Here is a 15,512-nt window from a genome sequence, read left to right on the forward strand (position 1 = left end):
CAGAGGCTTCAGGCAAAATATTCCGCCAGCCCGCGATAACAGGTCGCCAGGTGATAAGGCGTGGTCGATGGCATATCCCGCCGGCTGACCGCGCCACTGGCATCCAGGCATTCATTCCAGCCCCCTGCATGCAGGAAATGCGCGTGCAGCGCCTTGAGCTGACGCAGCAGGGGCGCCTGGCTGTCCGCACGCAAGGTCAGGGCACGCACGTACTCGGCCTGGGCCCAGATGCGCTGGGTGGCGTCCTTGATGGGGGCACCCGGTTGCAGGTCGAGCATGGCGCACACCGCGCCGCTCTGCGGGTCGACACCAAGCTGCTCGGCAAACGCGAAGGCACGACTCAATGAGGCGTGCAGCGGGTTGCTGCGCAGCAAGGGCGAAGAGTCGAGGAGGAAGAACCACTCGAACTGATGCCCTGGCTCGAACCAGTTATCCACAGCTCCCAGTGGCTTCTCCAGCATCACTCCGTGCTGCGGGTCGATGAACTGCTGCTGCATGGCCTGGCACAGCTCCAGCAGTGCGGTTTGTACCGCGGCGTCTTCGCGCACTGCCAGGATTGCGAGAAAGGCTTCGGCCAGGTGCATCAGCGGATTCTGTAGGGGCCCCGAACCCAGTACGGACCAGTCCTCGGCGAGGCTGGCTTCGTAGAGTCCATCGCCCCGGGCAAAGCGCAGGGCTACCACTTCCAGGGCGGCATTGAGCACCGACTCCACCAGCGGCTCGCGCACCTTGGCCCAGTAATGAGCGCAGGCGAAGAGGATAAAGGCGTGGGTGTAGAGGTCCTTGCGCCGATCCAGCGGCGCGCCGTCGGCATCGATGCTGTAGAACCAGCCACCGTGCTCGGCATCGTGGAAGTGCCGCTGCAGCGAGCGGAACAGCGCGGCGGCCCGCTCCTGGGCAAAGGGGGCGGCGGCATCACCGATCAATTGGGAGAACAGGTACAGCTGCCGGGCACAGGCCATGGCTCGATAGCGCTGCGGCGGCAATGGCCGCTGTTCGGCGTCCAGCGCCTCATAGGGCAGTGCCAACTGCGGATTCCAGCCCGGACCTTGCCACAGCGGCACTATCACCTTGTGGAAATGCTGCTGCATGGCGTTGAACAGAGCGCTCGATTCAGGCGAGGTGGCGGAGCGGGATACATCGGGCATTGGCTGGCGTCGTCACGGCAGGTTTGAGTGCGCGACATGTTACCAGAGAAGCCCCGCCAGGCGGCTTGCCCGCCAAGCACGAGATACGGGTAGGAGCCGGCCAGCCGGCTCCTACAGAAGAGGGCAGGGATCAGCCTGCCAGCAACCACACGCCCGTCGCAGCCGAGGCCGCACCGGCCACGCGCACCAGCGGCGCCGCCGCCTGAGGCAGTACCCGCACCACGGCATAACCGGCGGCATGCAGGGCCGCGGTGGCTGCGACAAAACCGGCGGCATAGGCCCAGGGGCTGGACATGTCTGGCAGTTCCAGGCCATGGGCCACGCCATGGAACAGGGCAAACAGCGCAGTGGCGGCGAGCGCCAGGCTCAGTGGCGGGCGCACCGCCAGGGCCACGGCCAGGCCCAGGGCCAGTACTGACGCGGCAATCCCGCTTTCCAGGGCCGGCAGGTTCAGCCCTTCAAAGCCCAGCAGGCCGCCAATCAGCATGGTGCCGACAAAGGTGCAGGGCAGTGCCCAGCGCGCCGCGCCTTGTTGCTGGGCGGCCCACAGGCCGACCGCAAGCATGGCCAGCAAGTGGTCGAGGCCACCGATGGGGTGACTGATACCAGCCATCAGGCCGTTGTCGCCGTGGCCCGGGTGAGCGAAGGCCAGGGCCGGGGTCAGCAGCAGCGCCAGTGCGCCGAAGAGTGATTTCAGGGTCATGAGTGGCTTCCTTGTTGAGCGTTTTTCAGATTCGGTTTCAGGCCGCGGTCAGCAGGCCCTGGCGTTCGATGAAGGCGATGATGTCTTCCAGGCCCTGGCCGGTCTTCTGGTTGCTGAAGACAAACGGCTTGCCGCCGCGCATGCGCTGGGTGTCGCTGTTCATCATCTCCAGGGAGGCGCCCACCAGCGGCGCCAGGTCGATCTTGTTGATCACCAGCAAGTCGGATTTGCAGATGCCCGGGCCCCCCTTGCGCGGCAGCTTGTCGCCAGCGGAAACGTCGATCACATAGATCGTCAGGTCCGACAGTTCCGGGCTGAAGGTGGCTGAAAGGTTGTCGCCGCCGGACTCCACCAGGATCAGATCGAGCCCCGGGAAGCGCCGGTTCAGCTGGTCCACCGCTTCCAGGTTGATCGAGGCGTCTTCGCGTATCGCGGTGTGCGGGCAGCCGCCGGTTTCCACGCCGATGATCCGCTCCGGCGCCAGGGCTTCATTGCGGACCAGGAAGTCGGCGTCTTCGCGGGTGTAGATGTCGTTGGTCACCACTGCCAGGTTGTAGCGCTCGCGCAGGGCCAGGCACAGGGCCAGGGTCAGGGCGGTTTTTCCGGAGCCCACCGGGCCGCCGATGCCGACACGCAGAGGTTGTGCGTTCATGAGTTTCTCCTAGGAACGGAACAGGCGGCTGTACTGGCGCTCGTGGGCCATGCTCGCCAGGGACAGGCCGAAAGCGGCGCTGCCAAGGTGGTTGGGGTCAAGGTGGGTGGCGTGGCGCTGGGCCTCTTGCAGCAGCGGCAGCAGCTCGCTGGTCAGGCGCTGGGCCGCCTGCTGGCCCAGGGGCAGGGTTTTCATCAGCACCGCCAGCTGGTTTTCCAGCCAGCTCCAGAGCCAGGCCGCCAGGGCGTCTTCGGGGTTGATGTGCCAGGCGCGGGCGGCCAGGGCCCAGCCCAGGGCCAGGTGCGGTTCGTCCTGGTGCGCCAGCAGCTCTCGGGCGCCGCCGTCCAGTTCCGGCAGGCCTTCGAGCAATTGCTTGAGGGAATAGCCCATCTGCCGGCTTTCCTGGTACAGCTCGCGGGTTTCACGGCTGGCCCGATGTTCTTCGCAGAGTTGCTGCAGCCTGGCCCAGTCCTGATCTGCGGAGGCCTGGCAGTGGGCGAGCAGCAGCGGAGCCTCGAAGCGCGCCAGGTTGAACAGCAACTGATCGCTGATCCAGCGCCTGGCACTGTCCGGGTCCTTCACCCGTTGTTGCTCCACTGCCATTTCCAGTCCCTGTGAATAGCTGTAGCCACCGATCGGCAGTTGTGGGCTGGCCAGGCGCAGCAGGGCCCAGGCTGGGTTCATTGACGCACGCCGAACTGGTGCAGGCGCGGCGGGTAATTGAAGTCTTCATCGCCGTGGCGCGAATGATGGTGGCCGCCGCCGTAGGCACCGTGTTCGGGCTGGAACGGCGCCTCGATGGTTTCAGTGCTGGCGCCCAGTTGTTCGAGCATGGCCTTGAGCACGTAGTCATCGAGCAGGCGCAGCCAGCCGTCGCCCACCTGCAGGGCCACGTGGCGGTTGCCCAGGTGATAGGCGGCGCGGGTCAGTTCGAAGGCATTGCGGCAGGTGACATGGAGCAGGGTTTCCGGGCGGGCGCAGACCTTGACGATGCGTCCGTCCTCGGCCACCAGGAACTCACCGTCGTGCAGCGGCGGCTGGCCGCGCTCCAGAAACAGGCCGACGTCTTCGCCTGTGGCACTGAAACAGCGCAGGCGGCTTTTGCTGCGAGCCTCATAGGTCAGGTGCAGTTCGGCGGACCAGGTGGCTTGGGGTTCGGTTCTGCGGTGGATCACCAGCATCGGAAAGCTTCCAGCTATGAGCGATACACAAGCCAGAGCAAGGGCCTTGCCAATCGCCCGAAGGAGAGGGAAAACCCTTTGTCGACACCGGAACTGCGCCTGAAAAAGGGGCAAAACCTTGTTTTGTCTTGTTACAAAATGGCGCGCTGAGCTGATTTATAGCACTGAGTTGGTGCGCTGGAAATATTTTTGCTGCAATCCGGTGCCGGGCCGACGAGCAGGCGCAAACGCGCTACCCAGAGCGGGGCACGCCGATTGAAAGGGGGAGAGGGGCAGGCTGTATTACTCGGTGCTGCCCAGGCCTTGCCAGTGCTTCAGGCCGATGAAGATGAAGCGCAGTTGTTGGGTGATCTTCGCCTGCGGCGTCAGGTGTTCAGGCAGGGCCTGGGCCGGGGGATCGATGATGTCCGGCAGGGTGGCGAACACGCTCTTGACGATCAGGTCGGCCATGACGCTCAGGTCGGCGGCATTCAGATGCTGCAGCTTGGGCATCAGGGTCAGGTCGGCAGCCAGGTCCGAGCTGATGTTCTCGCGCAGGGTGGCGATGGCCTGGCGCACCGGCAGCGAGCCGCCGTATTGCTCACGGGCCAGAAACAGGAATTGCGCGCGCTTGGCTTCCACGACATCAAGGAAGATGCGCACCGAGGCGTCGATGATGCCGCCCATGACGAATTCGTTGTGGCGCACCAGGCGGATGGTTTCACGGAAGGTCTGGCCGACCTCGCTGACCAGTTCCAGCCCCAGTTGGTCCATGTCGCTGAAGTGCCGATAGAAGCCGGTGGGCACGATGCCGGCGGCTTTGGCCACTTCCCGCAGGCTCAGGCTGCCGAAACCACGACCACACTCCATCAGATGCCGGGCAGCATCCATCAGGGCGTTGCGGGTCTGTTGCTTCTGTTCGGCGCGGGGCAGCATCGGCGGGGCGTTCTTTGCTCAATGGGAGCGGCGCACTCTAGCAAATCAACTTTGCCGGAGTCGAACTGGAGTCAGGCGAGAGCGGCGAAGGTCAGGGCTAAAATGCCGGGGCCATAAAAGCCAAAGCCCGATCCAGGGATCGGGCTTTTTTTAAGGGCCAGCATGGCCTCAGCTCGCTGCTTGATGACGTTCAGCCAGGCGATCAGCGCCGCCTTCGGCAACGGTCTGACCTTGAGGCGTGCGGCTGTAGCCGTCTTCAACCAGGCCTTTCTCTTCCAGGCGATCACGGCCGCCTTCAGCTACGTTCTGGCCTTGTGGGGTACGGTCGTAGCCATCTTCAGCAACGCTCTGGCCTTGTGGGGTGCGATCATAGCCGTCTTCGGCAACGCTCTGGCCTTGTGGAGTGCGTTCGTAACCGTCGGCAGCGACTTTGTTGCGTTCGATCAGACGGTCCGAACCGCCTTCGGCCAGGGTCTGGGTGAACACGCTGTGGCTGGCCTTGACCTGTGGAGTGGCTTGTTCAGCGGCTGGCAGGGCGAAGGCGTTGGCAGCCAGAACGGATAAGGTCAGGCTCAGTAAGAGGTGGCGTTTCATGATGGGTTGCTCCTTGGTAGGGCGATAAAGTGGGTACGGAGCTAATGTTACCGCCGCAAAATCGATATAAAAGTTCATAAACACAATGGTAATAATCAACGGAATTGATTGTTTGCCTCGAAGGCTCTAGCTCGGGCTTTAGCGCCGATGGCTTTTGCACCAGGGTGGGTATTTTCGACCCACTCCCGCTTCAGGAAGAGGCGGTTCGAGGTAACACAAAGCTGTCCAAGCGATCAGCAATTCAGGTTTTTTCGCCGCATCGAGCCGCCGGATTAAACCTGCGTGGGCTTTGTCAGTCGTAGTTTTCATGGCCGGTGATTTTCCATCGGCATTTCATCGATGCGTCGCAGTTTGGCGCTCAGTTGTCTTCAGGAGCCTCGTGCAATGACGCGCACTCGTAAAATCCTCGCCTGGTCCGTCGCCAGCCTGATCCTGCTACTGGCCGTGCTGGTGCTGGTGATCGCGTTCTTCGACTGGAACCGCATCAAGCCGACCCTCAACGCCAAGGTGTCCGAGGAGTTGCATCGGCCCTTCGCGATCAATGGCGACTTGTCCGTGGCCTGGCAGCGCGAGCCCGACGAGGGTGGCTGGCGGGCCTGGGTGCCCTGGCCTCACGTAGTGGCCCAGGACCTGACCCTGGGCAACCCGGAGTGGTCCAAGGCACCGCAGATGGTCAGCCTCAAACGGGTCGAGTTGCGCATCTCGCCCCTGGCCCTGTTGGCCCAGCGGGTCAGCATCCCGCGTATCGATCTGACCGAGCCCGATGCTGCGCTGCAGCGGCTGGCGGACGGTCGCGCCAACTGGACCTTCAAGTTCGACCCGAAGGACCCCGAGGCCGAGCCTTCCAACTGGACGGTGGACATCGGCGCCATCGGTTTCGACAAGGGCCATGTGACCCTGGACGACCAGAGCCTGAAAACCCAACTTGACCTGCAGGTAGAGCTGCTCGGCAAACCCATTCCCTTCAGCGACATAGTCGGTGAGAGCGAAGCGAAGAAAATCAGTGAAAAAGGCGCCGCGGCCCAAGCCTATGCCTTCGCCCTCAAGGTCAAGGGCCAGTACCACGGGCAGAAGCTCGCCGGCACCGGCAAGATCGGCGGCTTGCTGGCCCTGCAGGACGGGCGCAAGCCGTTTCCACTGCAGGCCCAGGTGCAGATCGGCGACACCAAGGTGGAGCTGCGGGGCAGCCTCACCGACCCGCTGAATCTGGGCGCCCTGGACCTGCGCCTGAAATTGGCCGGCACCAGCCTGGGCAATCTCTATCCGCTGACCGGGGTGACCCTGCCGGACTCGCCGCCCTATGCCACCGACGGCCATCTGACCGCCAAGCTCCGCGACCCGGCGGGTGCGACCTTCAGCTACCAGGATTTCAACGGCAAGATCGGCGACAGCGATATCCACGGCAACCTGACCTACGTCGCCAGTCAGCCGCGACCCAAGCTCAGCGGTGCATTGGTCTCCAACCAGTTGCTGATGAGCGACCTGGCGCCGCTGATTGGTGCCGACTCCAACGCCAAGCAGAAGGCCCGGGGCGGCGAGAGCAAGCAGCCGGCGGACAAGGTGCTGCCGGTGGAGGAGTTCCGTACCGAGCGCTGGGGTGACATGGACGCCGATGTGGAGTTCACCGGCAAGCGCATTGTCCACAGCGCCGAGTTGCCGTTCACCGATCTCTACACGCACCTGGTGCTCAACGACGGCCAGCTCAGCCTGGAGCCCCTGCGCTTCGGCGTGGCCGGGGGCAAGCTGGACGCCCAGGTGCGCCTCAATGGTCACACCACGCCGCTGGAAGGCCGGGCCAGGCTGACGGCGCGCAACTTCAAGCTCAAGCAGTTGTTTCCGACCTTCGAGCCGATGAAGACCAGCTTCGGCGAGCTCAATGGCGATGCCGATATCACCGGACGCGGCAACTCGGTGGCAGCCTTGCTGGGCAGCGCCAACGGCGACCTGAAGATGTTGATCAACGATGGCGCCATCAGCCGCAGCCTCATGGAAATCGCCGGGCTCAACGTCGGCAACTATGTGGTCGGCAAGATGTTTGGCGACAAGGAAGTGAAGATCAATTGCGCCGCCGCCGACTTTGGCATCAAGAGCGGTCTGGCTACGTCTCGGCTGTTCGTCTTCGATACCGAGAACGCCATCATCTACATCGATGGCACCGCCAATATGGCCTCTGAGCAACTGGACTTGACCATCACGCCGGAGTCCAAGGGGCTGCGCCTGTTCTCCCTGCGTTCACCGCTTTATGTGCAGGGCAAGTTCATCAAGCCCAGTGCCGGGGTCAAGGCGGTGCCGCTGGTGCTGCGCGGTGCCGGGATGGTGGCGCTGGGGTTGATCGCCGGGCCGGCGGCAGGCTTGCTGGCGCTGGTGGCGCCCAGCGGTGACGAGCCCAATCAGTGCGCGCCGCTGCTGCAGCAGATGCGCTCGGGCAAGGCGCCGGTGACGGTCAAGCCGAGCCAGTAGCAAGGACTGGAGCTTCGCGGAAAAGCCCGCTCCTACGGTAGGCAGGGGCGGGCTTGGAGGAGGGGATTACAGGTCGTTGAGGATGTCTGCCATGTCGTCGGCGTGTTCCTCTTCCTGGGCCAGGATCTCTTCGAACAGGCGGCGGGTGGTGGGGTCCTTGTCGCCGATGTACTGGATGATCTCGCGGTAGCTGTCGATGGCGATGCGTTCGGCCACCAGGTCCTCGTAGACCATTTCCTTCAGGGTGTTGCCGGCCACGTACTGGGCGTGGGAGTGCTTGGACAACAGGTCCGGGTTGAACTCCGGTTCGCCGCCGAGCTGGACGATGCGTTCCGCCAGTTTGTCGGCGTGCTCGGCTTCCTGGGTCGCGTGTTCGAGGAACTCGTCGGCCGCCACGCTGGCCTTGAGGCCGTTGGCCATGAAGTAGTGGCGCTTGTAGCGCAAGACACACACCAGTTCGGTGGCCAGCGATTCGTTGAGCAGCCGCAGCACCTGCTCGCGGTCGGCGTTGTAGCCCTCGGTCACGGCTCCGTTCTCCACGTGTTGACGGGCCCGTTCGCGCAGGGTGTTCACATCGGATAAATGCTTGTCGCTCATTTCGATCTCCTGGGGCTAATCCGTTTTGCGCCAGGCTCTCTCGGCCTGATCACTACCTGAGTTGTGAGTCCCGGGCGCGGCAAAAAGTTTTATCGGATGTGCCCGGTGGTCTGCGCCGGGGTCAACTGCGGGCCAGGGGCGGATGTCCGGCCAGCAGCGCTTCCTGTTGCAGCCACTGGAGGAAGGCCCGCACCGGAGGGTGCCGCTCTCGCCCCGGCACGCACAGGGCGCTATAGCCCGCGCCGTCCACCTGGACCTCCGGCCGATAGGCTTGCAGCAGGCCGTTGGCCACGCTCTGGGACACCAGGATGTTGCTCGCCAGTACCAGGCCCTGGCCGGCAATGGCAGCTTGCAGGGCGTACTGCTCCTCGTCGTAGGAACGGATCGGCAACCGAGCGTCGAGCCAGTTTTCCCCGGCCTGGGCACACCAGGCCTGCCAGCCATCGGCATACAACCTGGAATTGCGCCAATGCACGCTGATCAGGGACGGTGGCTGCTGCCGGGCCAGGGCCACCTGCTGCGGCGCGCCATAGACCGCAAAGCGCTCGTCGAACAGGCACAGGCCATGGAGATTCAGGTAGCCGTCCTGGCTGTAGCGGATCGCGACGTCGATGCTGGCGTCCTGGTGCAGGTCCACCACCTCGCACTGAGTATCCAGGCGCAGGTTGATGCCAGGGTGCCGGGCGTAAAAGCGCCCCAGGCGCGGCACCAGCCACAGGGCGGCGAAGGCCGCAGTGGTGGAAACGGTCAACTGCGCGGCGCAGGGACTGGGGCGCAGGGTGTCGACGCTCTGGGCCACATCCAGCAGGGCGCCATGCAGGCTGTGGAACAGGCGGCGGCCAGCCTCCGTCAGGCGTACCTGGCGGGGCAGGCGTTCGAACAGTGGCACCCCCAGCCAGTGTTCCAGGCTGCGGATCTGGTGGGACACCGCGGTGGGTGTCACCGACAGGTCCTCGGCAGCGGCCTTGAAGCTCAGCAGGCGCGCGGCGGACTCGAAGGTACGCAGGGCGGTCAGGGGCAGGTGGGCGAACATGACGGGCTCCATGGATGAGTTGAGTTCATCCAAGTGAATGTTTACTCATTTGTGGGTGAGTCGCGGTAGCTCTAGCTTTAACGCGGAACAGGGCCGGCTTCAAGGCCGTTACAGTCAATCCGTACACGAGAAAGCAGATGAGCACAATTCTTGCGATTCACGGCAGCCCCCGAGGCGAGCGCTCCCACAGTCGGCGTCTGACCGATGACTTTCTACAAGCCTGGCAACAGGCCAATCCCGGGGCCATCCTGACCCGGCGCGAAGTCGGGCGGGGTTCCTTGCCCCATGTCAGCGAAGCCTTTATCGCCGCGGCGTTTTATCCACAGCCCGAAGCGCGGCCGCTGTTGATGCAGGCTGACCTGGCCTTGAGTGACGAGCTGGTCGGTGAGTTGCTCGGCCATCAGCGCCTGGTGATCTCGGCGCCGATGCACAACTTCAGCGTGCCCAGCGGGATCAAGGCCTGGGTCGATCACATCGTGCGCCTGGGGCTGACCTTCAACACCCAGCTGGACAACGGCGTGGCCCAGTACCAGCCCTTGGTGCAGGGCAAGAAGGTGTTGATCGTCACCAGCCGCGGCGGCGGTGGATTTGGGCCCGGGGGGGAGCATGAAGCGATGAATCACGCCGATCCATGGTTGCGCACGGCCCTGGGATTCATTGGGATCGAGGATGTGACGGTGGTTGCGGCGGAAGGCGAGGAGTCGGCGCCCGAGCGTTTCGCGCAGTCCTGTGGCGAAGCCCGGCAGCGCCTTTTGGCCCTGGCGCAGACCTTCTGAGGAGGCGGCGTCATGGCCTGGATGTTCCTGCTGCTGGCAGCGGCCTTCGAGGTCACGTTCGCCATGGGCATGAAGTATGCCCAGGGCTTTACCCGGCCCTGGCCGTCGCTGCTGACAGTGGTCGCGGCGCTGGGCGGGATCTACTTCCTGAGCCTGGCCATGCGCGAGTTGCCGGTGAGCGTGGCCTACCCGATCTGGACCGCCATCGGTTCCCTGGGCACGGTGCTGCTGGGCTTCATGCTGCTGGGGGAAAGCCTGACGCCGGTCAAGCTGGTGTCGGTGGGGCTGATCGTGGTCGGGGTGGTGGGGCTGAAATAGCAACTCGGGGCCGGGTTGTCATTGGTTTGTCGCCAAAGCGTCACGGGGGCTGACGACGGCCTTGGTTATGGTCTAGCTTTCAGCCAGCCCCCCTGCCTTCGCACAAGGATGTCCCCGCATGTCCCAAGAGCTTGCCACGCGTTACCCCCTGGTACTGGTGCCCGGCATGCTCGGTTTTGTCCGCCTGCTGCTGTATCCCTACTGGTACGGCATCATCCCGGCCTTGCGCCAGGGTGGGGCCCAGGTGTTTGCGATACAGGTGTCGCCGCTCAACTCCAGCGAGGTGCGCGGTGAACAACTGCTGGCCCAGGTCCAGCGGATCATGGCCGAGACTGGTGCGCCCCGAGTCAACCTGATCGGCCACAGCCAGGGCGCGCTTACCGCCCGTTACGCGGCGGCCAAACGCCCTGACTGGGTCGCCTCGGTGACTTCGGTAGCAGGCCCCAACCACGGTTCCGAACTGGCGGATTACCTGGCTCGGCATTCCCCGGCCCACAGCCTCAAGGGGCGTGTCCTGAGCTGGCTGTTGCGGGGCGTCGCGGCCTTGATGACGCTGCTGGAAACCGGCTATCGCGGGCCGAAACTGCCGGTGGATATCCACGCTTCGCATCAGTCGCTGACCACCGAGGGCGTGGCCCTGTTCAACCGCCAATACCCTCAAGGGTTGCCGTCCACCTGGGGCGGCCAGGGCGCGGAAGAGGTCGGCGGCGTGCGCTACTACTCCTGGTCCGGCATTTTGCAGCCGGGCAAGACCAATCGCGGACGCAACCTGTTCGACGGCACCAACCGCAGTTGCCGCCTGTTCGCCCGCACCTTCGTCCGCGAGGCCGGCCAGTGCGACGGCATGGTCGGGCGCTACAGCTCGCATTTGGGGCAGGTCATCGGCGACGACTACCCCCTGGACCACTTCGATATCGTCAACCAATCCCTGGGGCTGGTGGGCAAGGGCGCCGAACCGATCCGCCTGTTCGTCGAACATGCCCGGCGCCTCAAGGCCGCCAACCTCTGACCCTCACTGTGGCCCTGTAGCCGCCGGCTTGCCGGCGACCGGCCCCAGCACCCTGGTCCAGCGTTCGGAAAGAACCACCCCGCCCAAGGTCAACAAGCCCCCCACCAAATGGAACCAGGCCAGTTGCTCATGCAGCACCACCGCGGCAATCAGCGCCGTGATCAACGGCAGCAGATTGAAAAACAGCGTGGTCCGGCTTGGTCCCAGGCGCACCACTGCCTGCATCCAGGCCAGGGGCGCGAGCATCGAAGCCAGCAGGCAGGCATAGAGCACCAGCGGAATGTTCTGCAGGGTCGGGCCGACCTTGGGTGAGGCCAGGAACAACGGCAGCAGCACCAGCACCGCCACCAGCACCTGCAGGTACAGCAGCACCAGCGGCGGCAGGCGCAGTTGCCACTTCTTCAGCAAGGTGCTGTAGATCGCATAGGCCAGGGTGGCGATCAGCATCATCGCGTCACCTAGGTTGACCCCGTGTTGCAGCAGCGCGGCAAGGCTGCCGGAAGACACCACCACCAGCACCCCGGCAAAGGACAGTACCGCCCCCACCAGAGCCCCGGCGGTCAGGCGCTGGCCCAGGGCGGCAATGGCCATGGCCAGGGACATCAGCGGCATCAGGGAAAGAATGATGCCCATGTTGGTGGCCGAGGTCAGGGTCGCGGCGAAGTAGGCCAGGCTCTGATACACGGCCATGCCCAACACCCCGAGGATGAAGATCCGGCCCAGGTTGGGGCGGATCACCGGCCAGTGCCGCAGCACCGGCTTGAGCATGAACGGAGTGAATAGCAGGCCCGCCAGCAGCCAGCGGTAGAAGCCGATCTCTGCCGGGAAGATCGCACCCACTGCGAGTTTGTTGACCACGGTATTGCCGGCCCAGATAAAGATGGCCAGCAGTGGATAAGCGTATTGCATGGAAACAGCCAGACAGTTGATGAGGGCTGATTATCCTCCTGTCCGGATCAATGCCTATACTTCGAACCGGACAACCTGCCCCGACATCCGGACAGCATGAGCAAAAAACACATCGATCTCCTGGATTTCCACGGCCTGCCCGCGCCGGTGTTCTTCCGCTATGCCGACTTCGCCGCCGACAGCCACGCCCTGGAGCACCGGCACCCCTGGGGCTGCCTGGAGTATTCGGCCCATGGTGTGATGCGCATGGACATCGCCGGCCGGCGCTTCATGTCGCCGCCACAGTACGCGGTCTGGGTGCCGCCGCAGACGCCCCACAGTTTCTACACTCCGCAACCGATCAACTACCGAGCGGTGCTGCTGGCGCCGGAACTGTGCACGGACTTGCCGAAGCAGGGCAGCACCCTGGCCATCAGCGAGATTCTCAAGGCGATACTCAAGGACTTCGCCGCCCGGGATGTGCAGATCCCCGAGGGCGAGGCCGACCAGCGTCTGGCCCAGGTGGCGCTGGACCAGTTGCGCCAGGCCCCGGTGCAAGACTGTTACCTGCCCTATGCCCGCAACCCCGAGCTGCTGCGGGTACTCCAGGCCCTGCAGGCCGAACCGGGCAACCACCAGCCCCTGGCCCACTGGGCGCAGCAGGCCCATGTCAGTGAACGGACCCTGGCCCGGCAGTTCGTCCGCGAGCTGGGCATGAGTTTCGGCGAATGGCGCCAGCGCCAGCGCTTCCTCGCCGCCATCGAGGCCCTGGAAAGCACCCGCAGCGTCCAGGAAATCGCCTTCGACATGGGCTACAGCAGCGCCTCGGCGTTTATCGCGATGTTCCAGCGCCAGGCCGGCTGCACCCCCGAGCAGTACCGCCGGGCCAGCCTGCAGAACAGGTGAAGGTGTAACAGGCTTTGTCTACACTGCGCAGGAGGCCGTGCCCATCGGTGCGGTGACCAGGAGAAAACTCCATGAAGATGTTGCGTATCCCTTTGTTGATGGTGGGCCTGCTGCTTTGCTCCCAAGGTTTTGCCGCCACTGCCCAGCAAAACAAGATGACCACCTGTAATGCCGAGGCCACCGCCAAGGCCCTCAAGGGCGACGAGCGCAAGGCCTTCATGAGCACCTGCCTCAAGGCGGCTCCGGCGGCTGCGGCGACACCTTCCACGCCCCAGGAAAGAATGAAATCGTGCAACGCCACCGCCACCGCCCAGGCCCTCAAGGGCGATGCGCGCAAGGCGTTCATGAGTGATTGCCTGAAGAAAAAGTGAGCCTGAATCGATGGGACCAAGGTCACCGGGCTGGCACAGGGCCTTGGTTCGCATCGAGGTTTACGATTTCAGAATCATAAAAAATCCTTTATTTCAATGAGATAAATCAGAAAGATACCGCTCGTCGCTTTTTTTTTATGTAATAAATTTTACATTTAGACTTTATTCCCTTCGAAAACAGGTGCCGGGATGCACCGCGCGGCCGCTCTAGTACCGGCGTCTGCGACTCAAGGGAATGGAAGGCATGTCGCGTTTTGGCTGTTTCAGGCCTGTCGTAGCGTTTTGTGCTTTGTTCGGCTCGTTTGCCCTCACCGCCGCCCCGCTGCAGACGCCGGGTGACCGCGATCTGATCCGTGATCGCCAGCAGCAGTTGCTGCAAGAGCAGCAAAAGCGCCTCGACGAACTGCAGCAACTGCCCGGCAAGACCCTGCCCCCCGAGCCTGCTCCGCAACCTGGCGAGCAGCGCTGTTTCACCATCAAGACCGTGGTCCTCAAAGGCGCCGAACACCTCTCGGCAGCGGATCAGGAGCGCCTGGTGGCGCCCTATCGCGACCAGTGCCTGTCGGTGGCGCAGATCAACACCATGCTCAAGGCCATTACCCACCACTACCTGCAACAGGGCTATGTCACCACCCGCGCCTACCTGCCTGCCCAGGAGCTGGCGTCGGGGCAATTGATCATCGTCATCGTCGAAGGTCGCCTGGAAAGCCTGGACAGCTCGGCCCTGGCCAGTTCCCGGGAGCTGGCCATGGCCTTTCCCGGCACCACCGGCCAGGTGCTGAACCTGCGGGAACTGGAGCAGTTGGTGGACCAGCTCAGCCGCCTGCCTTCGCGCCAGGTCGAGCTGGAACTGTCACCGGGGGAGAAACTGGGGGACAGCCATGTCGGGCTCAAGGGCCAGCGCCTGAAACCCTGGCGCGTCTCGGCCACCCGCAACAACAGTGGCGACAAAAGCACCGGTGAGCAGCAAATGGGCCTCGGCCTGGACTGGGACAGCCCCCTGGGGCTGGCGGATCAATTGAGCCTGCGGGCCAACCAGGACGCAGTCAGCGATCGCTGGCGCCATTCCGACAACCAGAGTCTGTTCTACAGCCTGCCCTGGGGCTGGTGGACTTTCAGCTACGCCTACAGCCAGAGCTACTACCGCACTCGCAATGACAGCACCGGCTTCGACTTCACCATGGACGGCGAAAGCAAGAACCAGCAGTTGCGCGCCGAGCGTGTGTTGCACCGCGACAACCTGAGCAAGACCGGGATGAGCCTGGGGCTGAGCCAGCTGCGCACGCGCAACTACATCGACGACAACCTGATCGACGTCTCCAGCAATCGCATCACCGAAAGCCAGTTGGGCTTCAACCACGGGCGGCGCATCGGCAATGCCCTGGTCAACGCCGACATCGGCTGGCAGCAGGGCATCGGCGCGCTGGACGCCCAGGGCAGCGGCAACCCTCACGGTAGCGAGCCGGTTTCGCGCTACAACAAGTACAGCCTGACCCTGAGCTACCTGCAGCCCTTTCGCCTGTGGAACGAGAACTTCAGTTTCGACAGCCTGGCCACCGGCCAGCGTAGCGAGGACGTGCTCTTCAGCCCTCAGCGCATCAGCCTCGGCGGGCTCAATTCGGTGCGCGGCTTCCAGGACCAGACCCTCTCCGGCAACAGCGGCGGCTACTGGCGCAACCAACTGCGCTGGCGCCGTGCCGTGACCTGGCAGGCGCTGCAACCCTTTGTCCAGGAATACGGCCTGGCCTTTGCTTATGACGTCGGGGTGATCAAGGGCGATCGCTACAACCATGACGCCAAGGGCCGCATGAGTGGCAACGCCATCGAACTCAACGCCCGTGGCCAGTACCTGGCCGCGTCAGTCAGCTTCGCGCGCTCCCTGGAGCGACCGGACATTATCGAGAGACGAGAGCATCCGGTGTACGTGCGAGTAGACCTGTTCTTCTGACCCGACCCAAACG

Annotated in this window: 17 protein-coding genes; 7 read left to right on the top strand and 10 right to left on the bottom strand. The window is 64.0% G+C overall.

The features are described from left to right. Positions 1 to 8: 8 nt before the first annotated feature. The 7 genes from DWF74_RS19055 to DWF74_RS19085 all read right to left on the bottom strand — a co-directional run bounded on the left by DWF74_RS19055 (position 9) and on the right by DWF74_RS19085 (position 5,193). Positions 9 to 1,148, bottom strand: coding sequence for an AGE family epimerase/isomerase (locus tag DWF74_RS19055; RefSeq protein WP_102862936.1), 1,140 nt, complete (start codon positions 1,146 to 1,148; stop codon positions 9 to 11). 130 nt (positions 1,149 to 1,278) lie between these two features. Continuing rightward, on the bottom strand, positions 1,279 to 1,851 hold the full coding sequence (locus tag DWF74_RS19060; protein WP_102862937.1) for a HupE/UreJ family protein: 573 nt from the start codon (positions 1,849 to 1,851) through the stop codon (positions 1,279 to 1,281). Positions 1,852 to 1,888: 37 nt separating this feature from the next. After that, positions 1,889 to 2,503 (bottom strand): urease accessory protein UreG, encoded by a 615-nt coding sequence (gene ureG, locus DWF74_RS19065; protein WP_047301379.1) that lies wholly within the window; start codon positions 2,501 to 2,503, stop codon positions 1,889 to 1,891. Positions 2,504 to 2,512: 9 nt separating this feature from the next. After that, a complete protein-coding gene (locus tag DWF74_RS19070; RefSeq protein WP_115581488.1) occupies positions 2,513 to 3,187 on the bottom strand; it encodes an urease accessory protein UreF in 675 nt (224 codons plus the stop codon). After that, positions 3,184 to 3,684, bottom strand: a complete 501-nt coding sequence (ureE, locus tag DWF74_RS19075; protein ID WP_102862939.1) for an urease accessory protein UreE — start codon at positions 3,682 to 3,684, stop codon at positions 3,184 to 3,186. Before ureE ends, DWF74_RS19070 begins: the two co-directional genes overlap by 4 nt. Positions 3,685 to 3,966: 282 nt before the next feature. Further along, the gene (locus DWF74_RS19080; protein WP_102862940.1) at positions 3,967 to 4,599 is read right to left on the bottom strand and encodes a TetR family transcriptional regulator; all 633 of its coding nucleotides are present in this window, start codon (positions 4,597 to 4,599) and stop codon (positions 3,967 to 3,969) included. 168 nt (positions 4,600 to 4,767) lie between these two features. Beyond that, positions 4,768 to 5,193 carry a hypothetical protein gene (locus DWF74_RS19085; RefSeq protein ID WP_102862941.1) on the bottom strand — a complete coding sequence of 142 codons (426 nt, stop codon included), beginning with the start codon at positions 5,191 to 5,193 and terminating at the stop codon, positions 4,768 to 4,770. 384 nt (positions 5,194 to 5,577) lie between these two features. Between DWF74_RS19085 and DWF74_RS19090 the strand changes: the two genes are divergently transcribed. After that, complete coding sequence (locus tag DWF74_RS19090; protein WP_115581489.1) at positions 5,578 to 7,653, top strand: AsmA family protein; 2,076 nt, start codon at positions 5,578 to 5,580, stop codon at positions 7,651 to 7,653. Positions 7,654 to 7,719: 66 nt separating this feature from the next. On the opposite strand, the gene DWF74_RS19095 is transcribed toward DWF74_RS19090, so the two are convergent. Both DWF74_RS19095 and DWF74_RS19100 read right to left on the bottom strand, forming a co-directional pair. Next, on the bottom strand, positions 7,720 to 8,250 hold the full coding sequence (locus DWF74_RS19095) for a ferritin-like domain-containing protein (protein ID WP_102881989.1): 531 nt from the start codon (positions 8,248 to 8,250) through the stop codon (positions 7,720 to 7,722). Between the two features lie 121 nt (positions 8,251 to 8,371). After that, complete coding sequence (locus DWF74_RS19100; RefSeq protein ID WP_162884167.1) at positions 8,372 to 9,295, bottom strand: LysR substrate-binding domain-containing protein; 924 nt, start codon at positions 9,293 to 9,295, stop codon at positions 8,372 to 8,374. 125 nt (positions 9,296 to 9,420) lie between these two features. On the opposite strand from DWF74_RS19100, the gene DWF74_RS19105 reads away from it, so the two are divergent. The 3 genes from DWF74_RS19105 to DWF74_RS19115 all read left to right on the top strand — a co-directional run bounded on the left by DWF74_RS19105 (position 9,421) and on the right by DWF74_RS19115 (position 11,386). After that, complete coding sequence (locus tag DWF74_RS19105; RefSeq protein WP_115581491.1) at positions 9,421 to 10,059, top strand: FMN-dependent NADH-azoreductase; 639 nt, start codon at positions 9,421 to 9,423, stop codon at positions 10,057 to 10,059. A gap of 12 nt (positions 10,060 to 10,071) precedes the next feature. Next, a complete protein-coding gene (locus DWF74_RS19110) occupies positions 10,072 to 10,377 on the top strand; it encodes a DMT family transporter (RefSeq protein ID WP_102862946.1) in 306 nt (101 codons plus the stop codon). Positions 10,378 to 10,495: 118 nt separating this feature from the next. Further along, on the top strand, positions 10,496 to 11,386 hold the full coding sequence (locus DWF74_RS19115) for an esterase/lipase family protein (protein ID WP_102862947.1): 891 nt from the start codon (positions 10,496 to 10,498) through the stop codon (positions 11,384 to 11,386). Positions 11,387 to 11,389: 3 nt separating this feature from the next. Here the strand turns inward: DWF74_RS19115 and DWF74_RS19120 are convergent, their stop codons facing one another. After that, positions 11,390 to 12,295: a DMT family transporter gene (locus DWF74_RS19120; RefSeq protein ID WP_115581492.1), complete on the bottom strand. Its 906-nt coding sequence runs from the start codon at positions 12,293 to 12,295 to the stop codon at positions 11,390 to 11,392. A 96-nt stretch (positions 12,296 to 12,391) separates the two neighbouring features. On the opposite strand from DWF74_RS19120, the gene DWF74_RS19125 reads away from it, so the two are divergent. The 3 genes from DWF74_RS19125 to DWF74_RS19135 all read left to right on the top strand — a co-directional run bounded on the left by DWF74_RS19125 (position 12,392) and on the right by DWF74_RS19135 (position 15,499). Then, positions 12,392 to 13,180, top strand: coding sequence for an AraC family transcriptional regulator (locus tag DWF74_RS19125; protein ID WP_115581493.1), 789 nt, complete (start codon positions 12,392 to 12,394; stop codon positions 13,178 to 13,180). Between the two features lie 71 nt (positions 13,181 to 13,251). Continuing rightward, a complete protein-coding gene (locus DWF74_RS19130; RefSeq protein WP_102862950.1) occupies positions 13,252 to 13,551 on the top strand; it encodes a PsiF family protein in 300 nt (99 codons plus the stop codon). A 244-nt stretch (positions 13,552 to 13,795) separates the two neighbouring features. Beyond that, complete coding sequence (locus tag DWF74_RS19135; RefSeq protein WP_115581494.1) at positions 13,796 to 15,499, top strand: ShlB/FhaC/HecB family hemolysin secretion/activation protein; 1,704 nt, start codon at positions 13,796 to 13,798, stop codon at positions 15,497 to 15,499. Positions 15,500 to 15,512: the final 13 nt, after the last annotated feature.

The sequence above is a fragment of the Pseudomonas protegens genome, assembly GCF_003363755.1.
GTDB lineage: Bacteria > Pseudomonadota > Gammaproteobacteria > Pseudomonadales > Pseudomonadaceae > Aquipseudomonas > Aquipseudomonas danubii.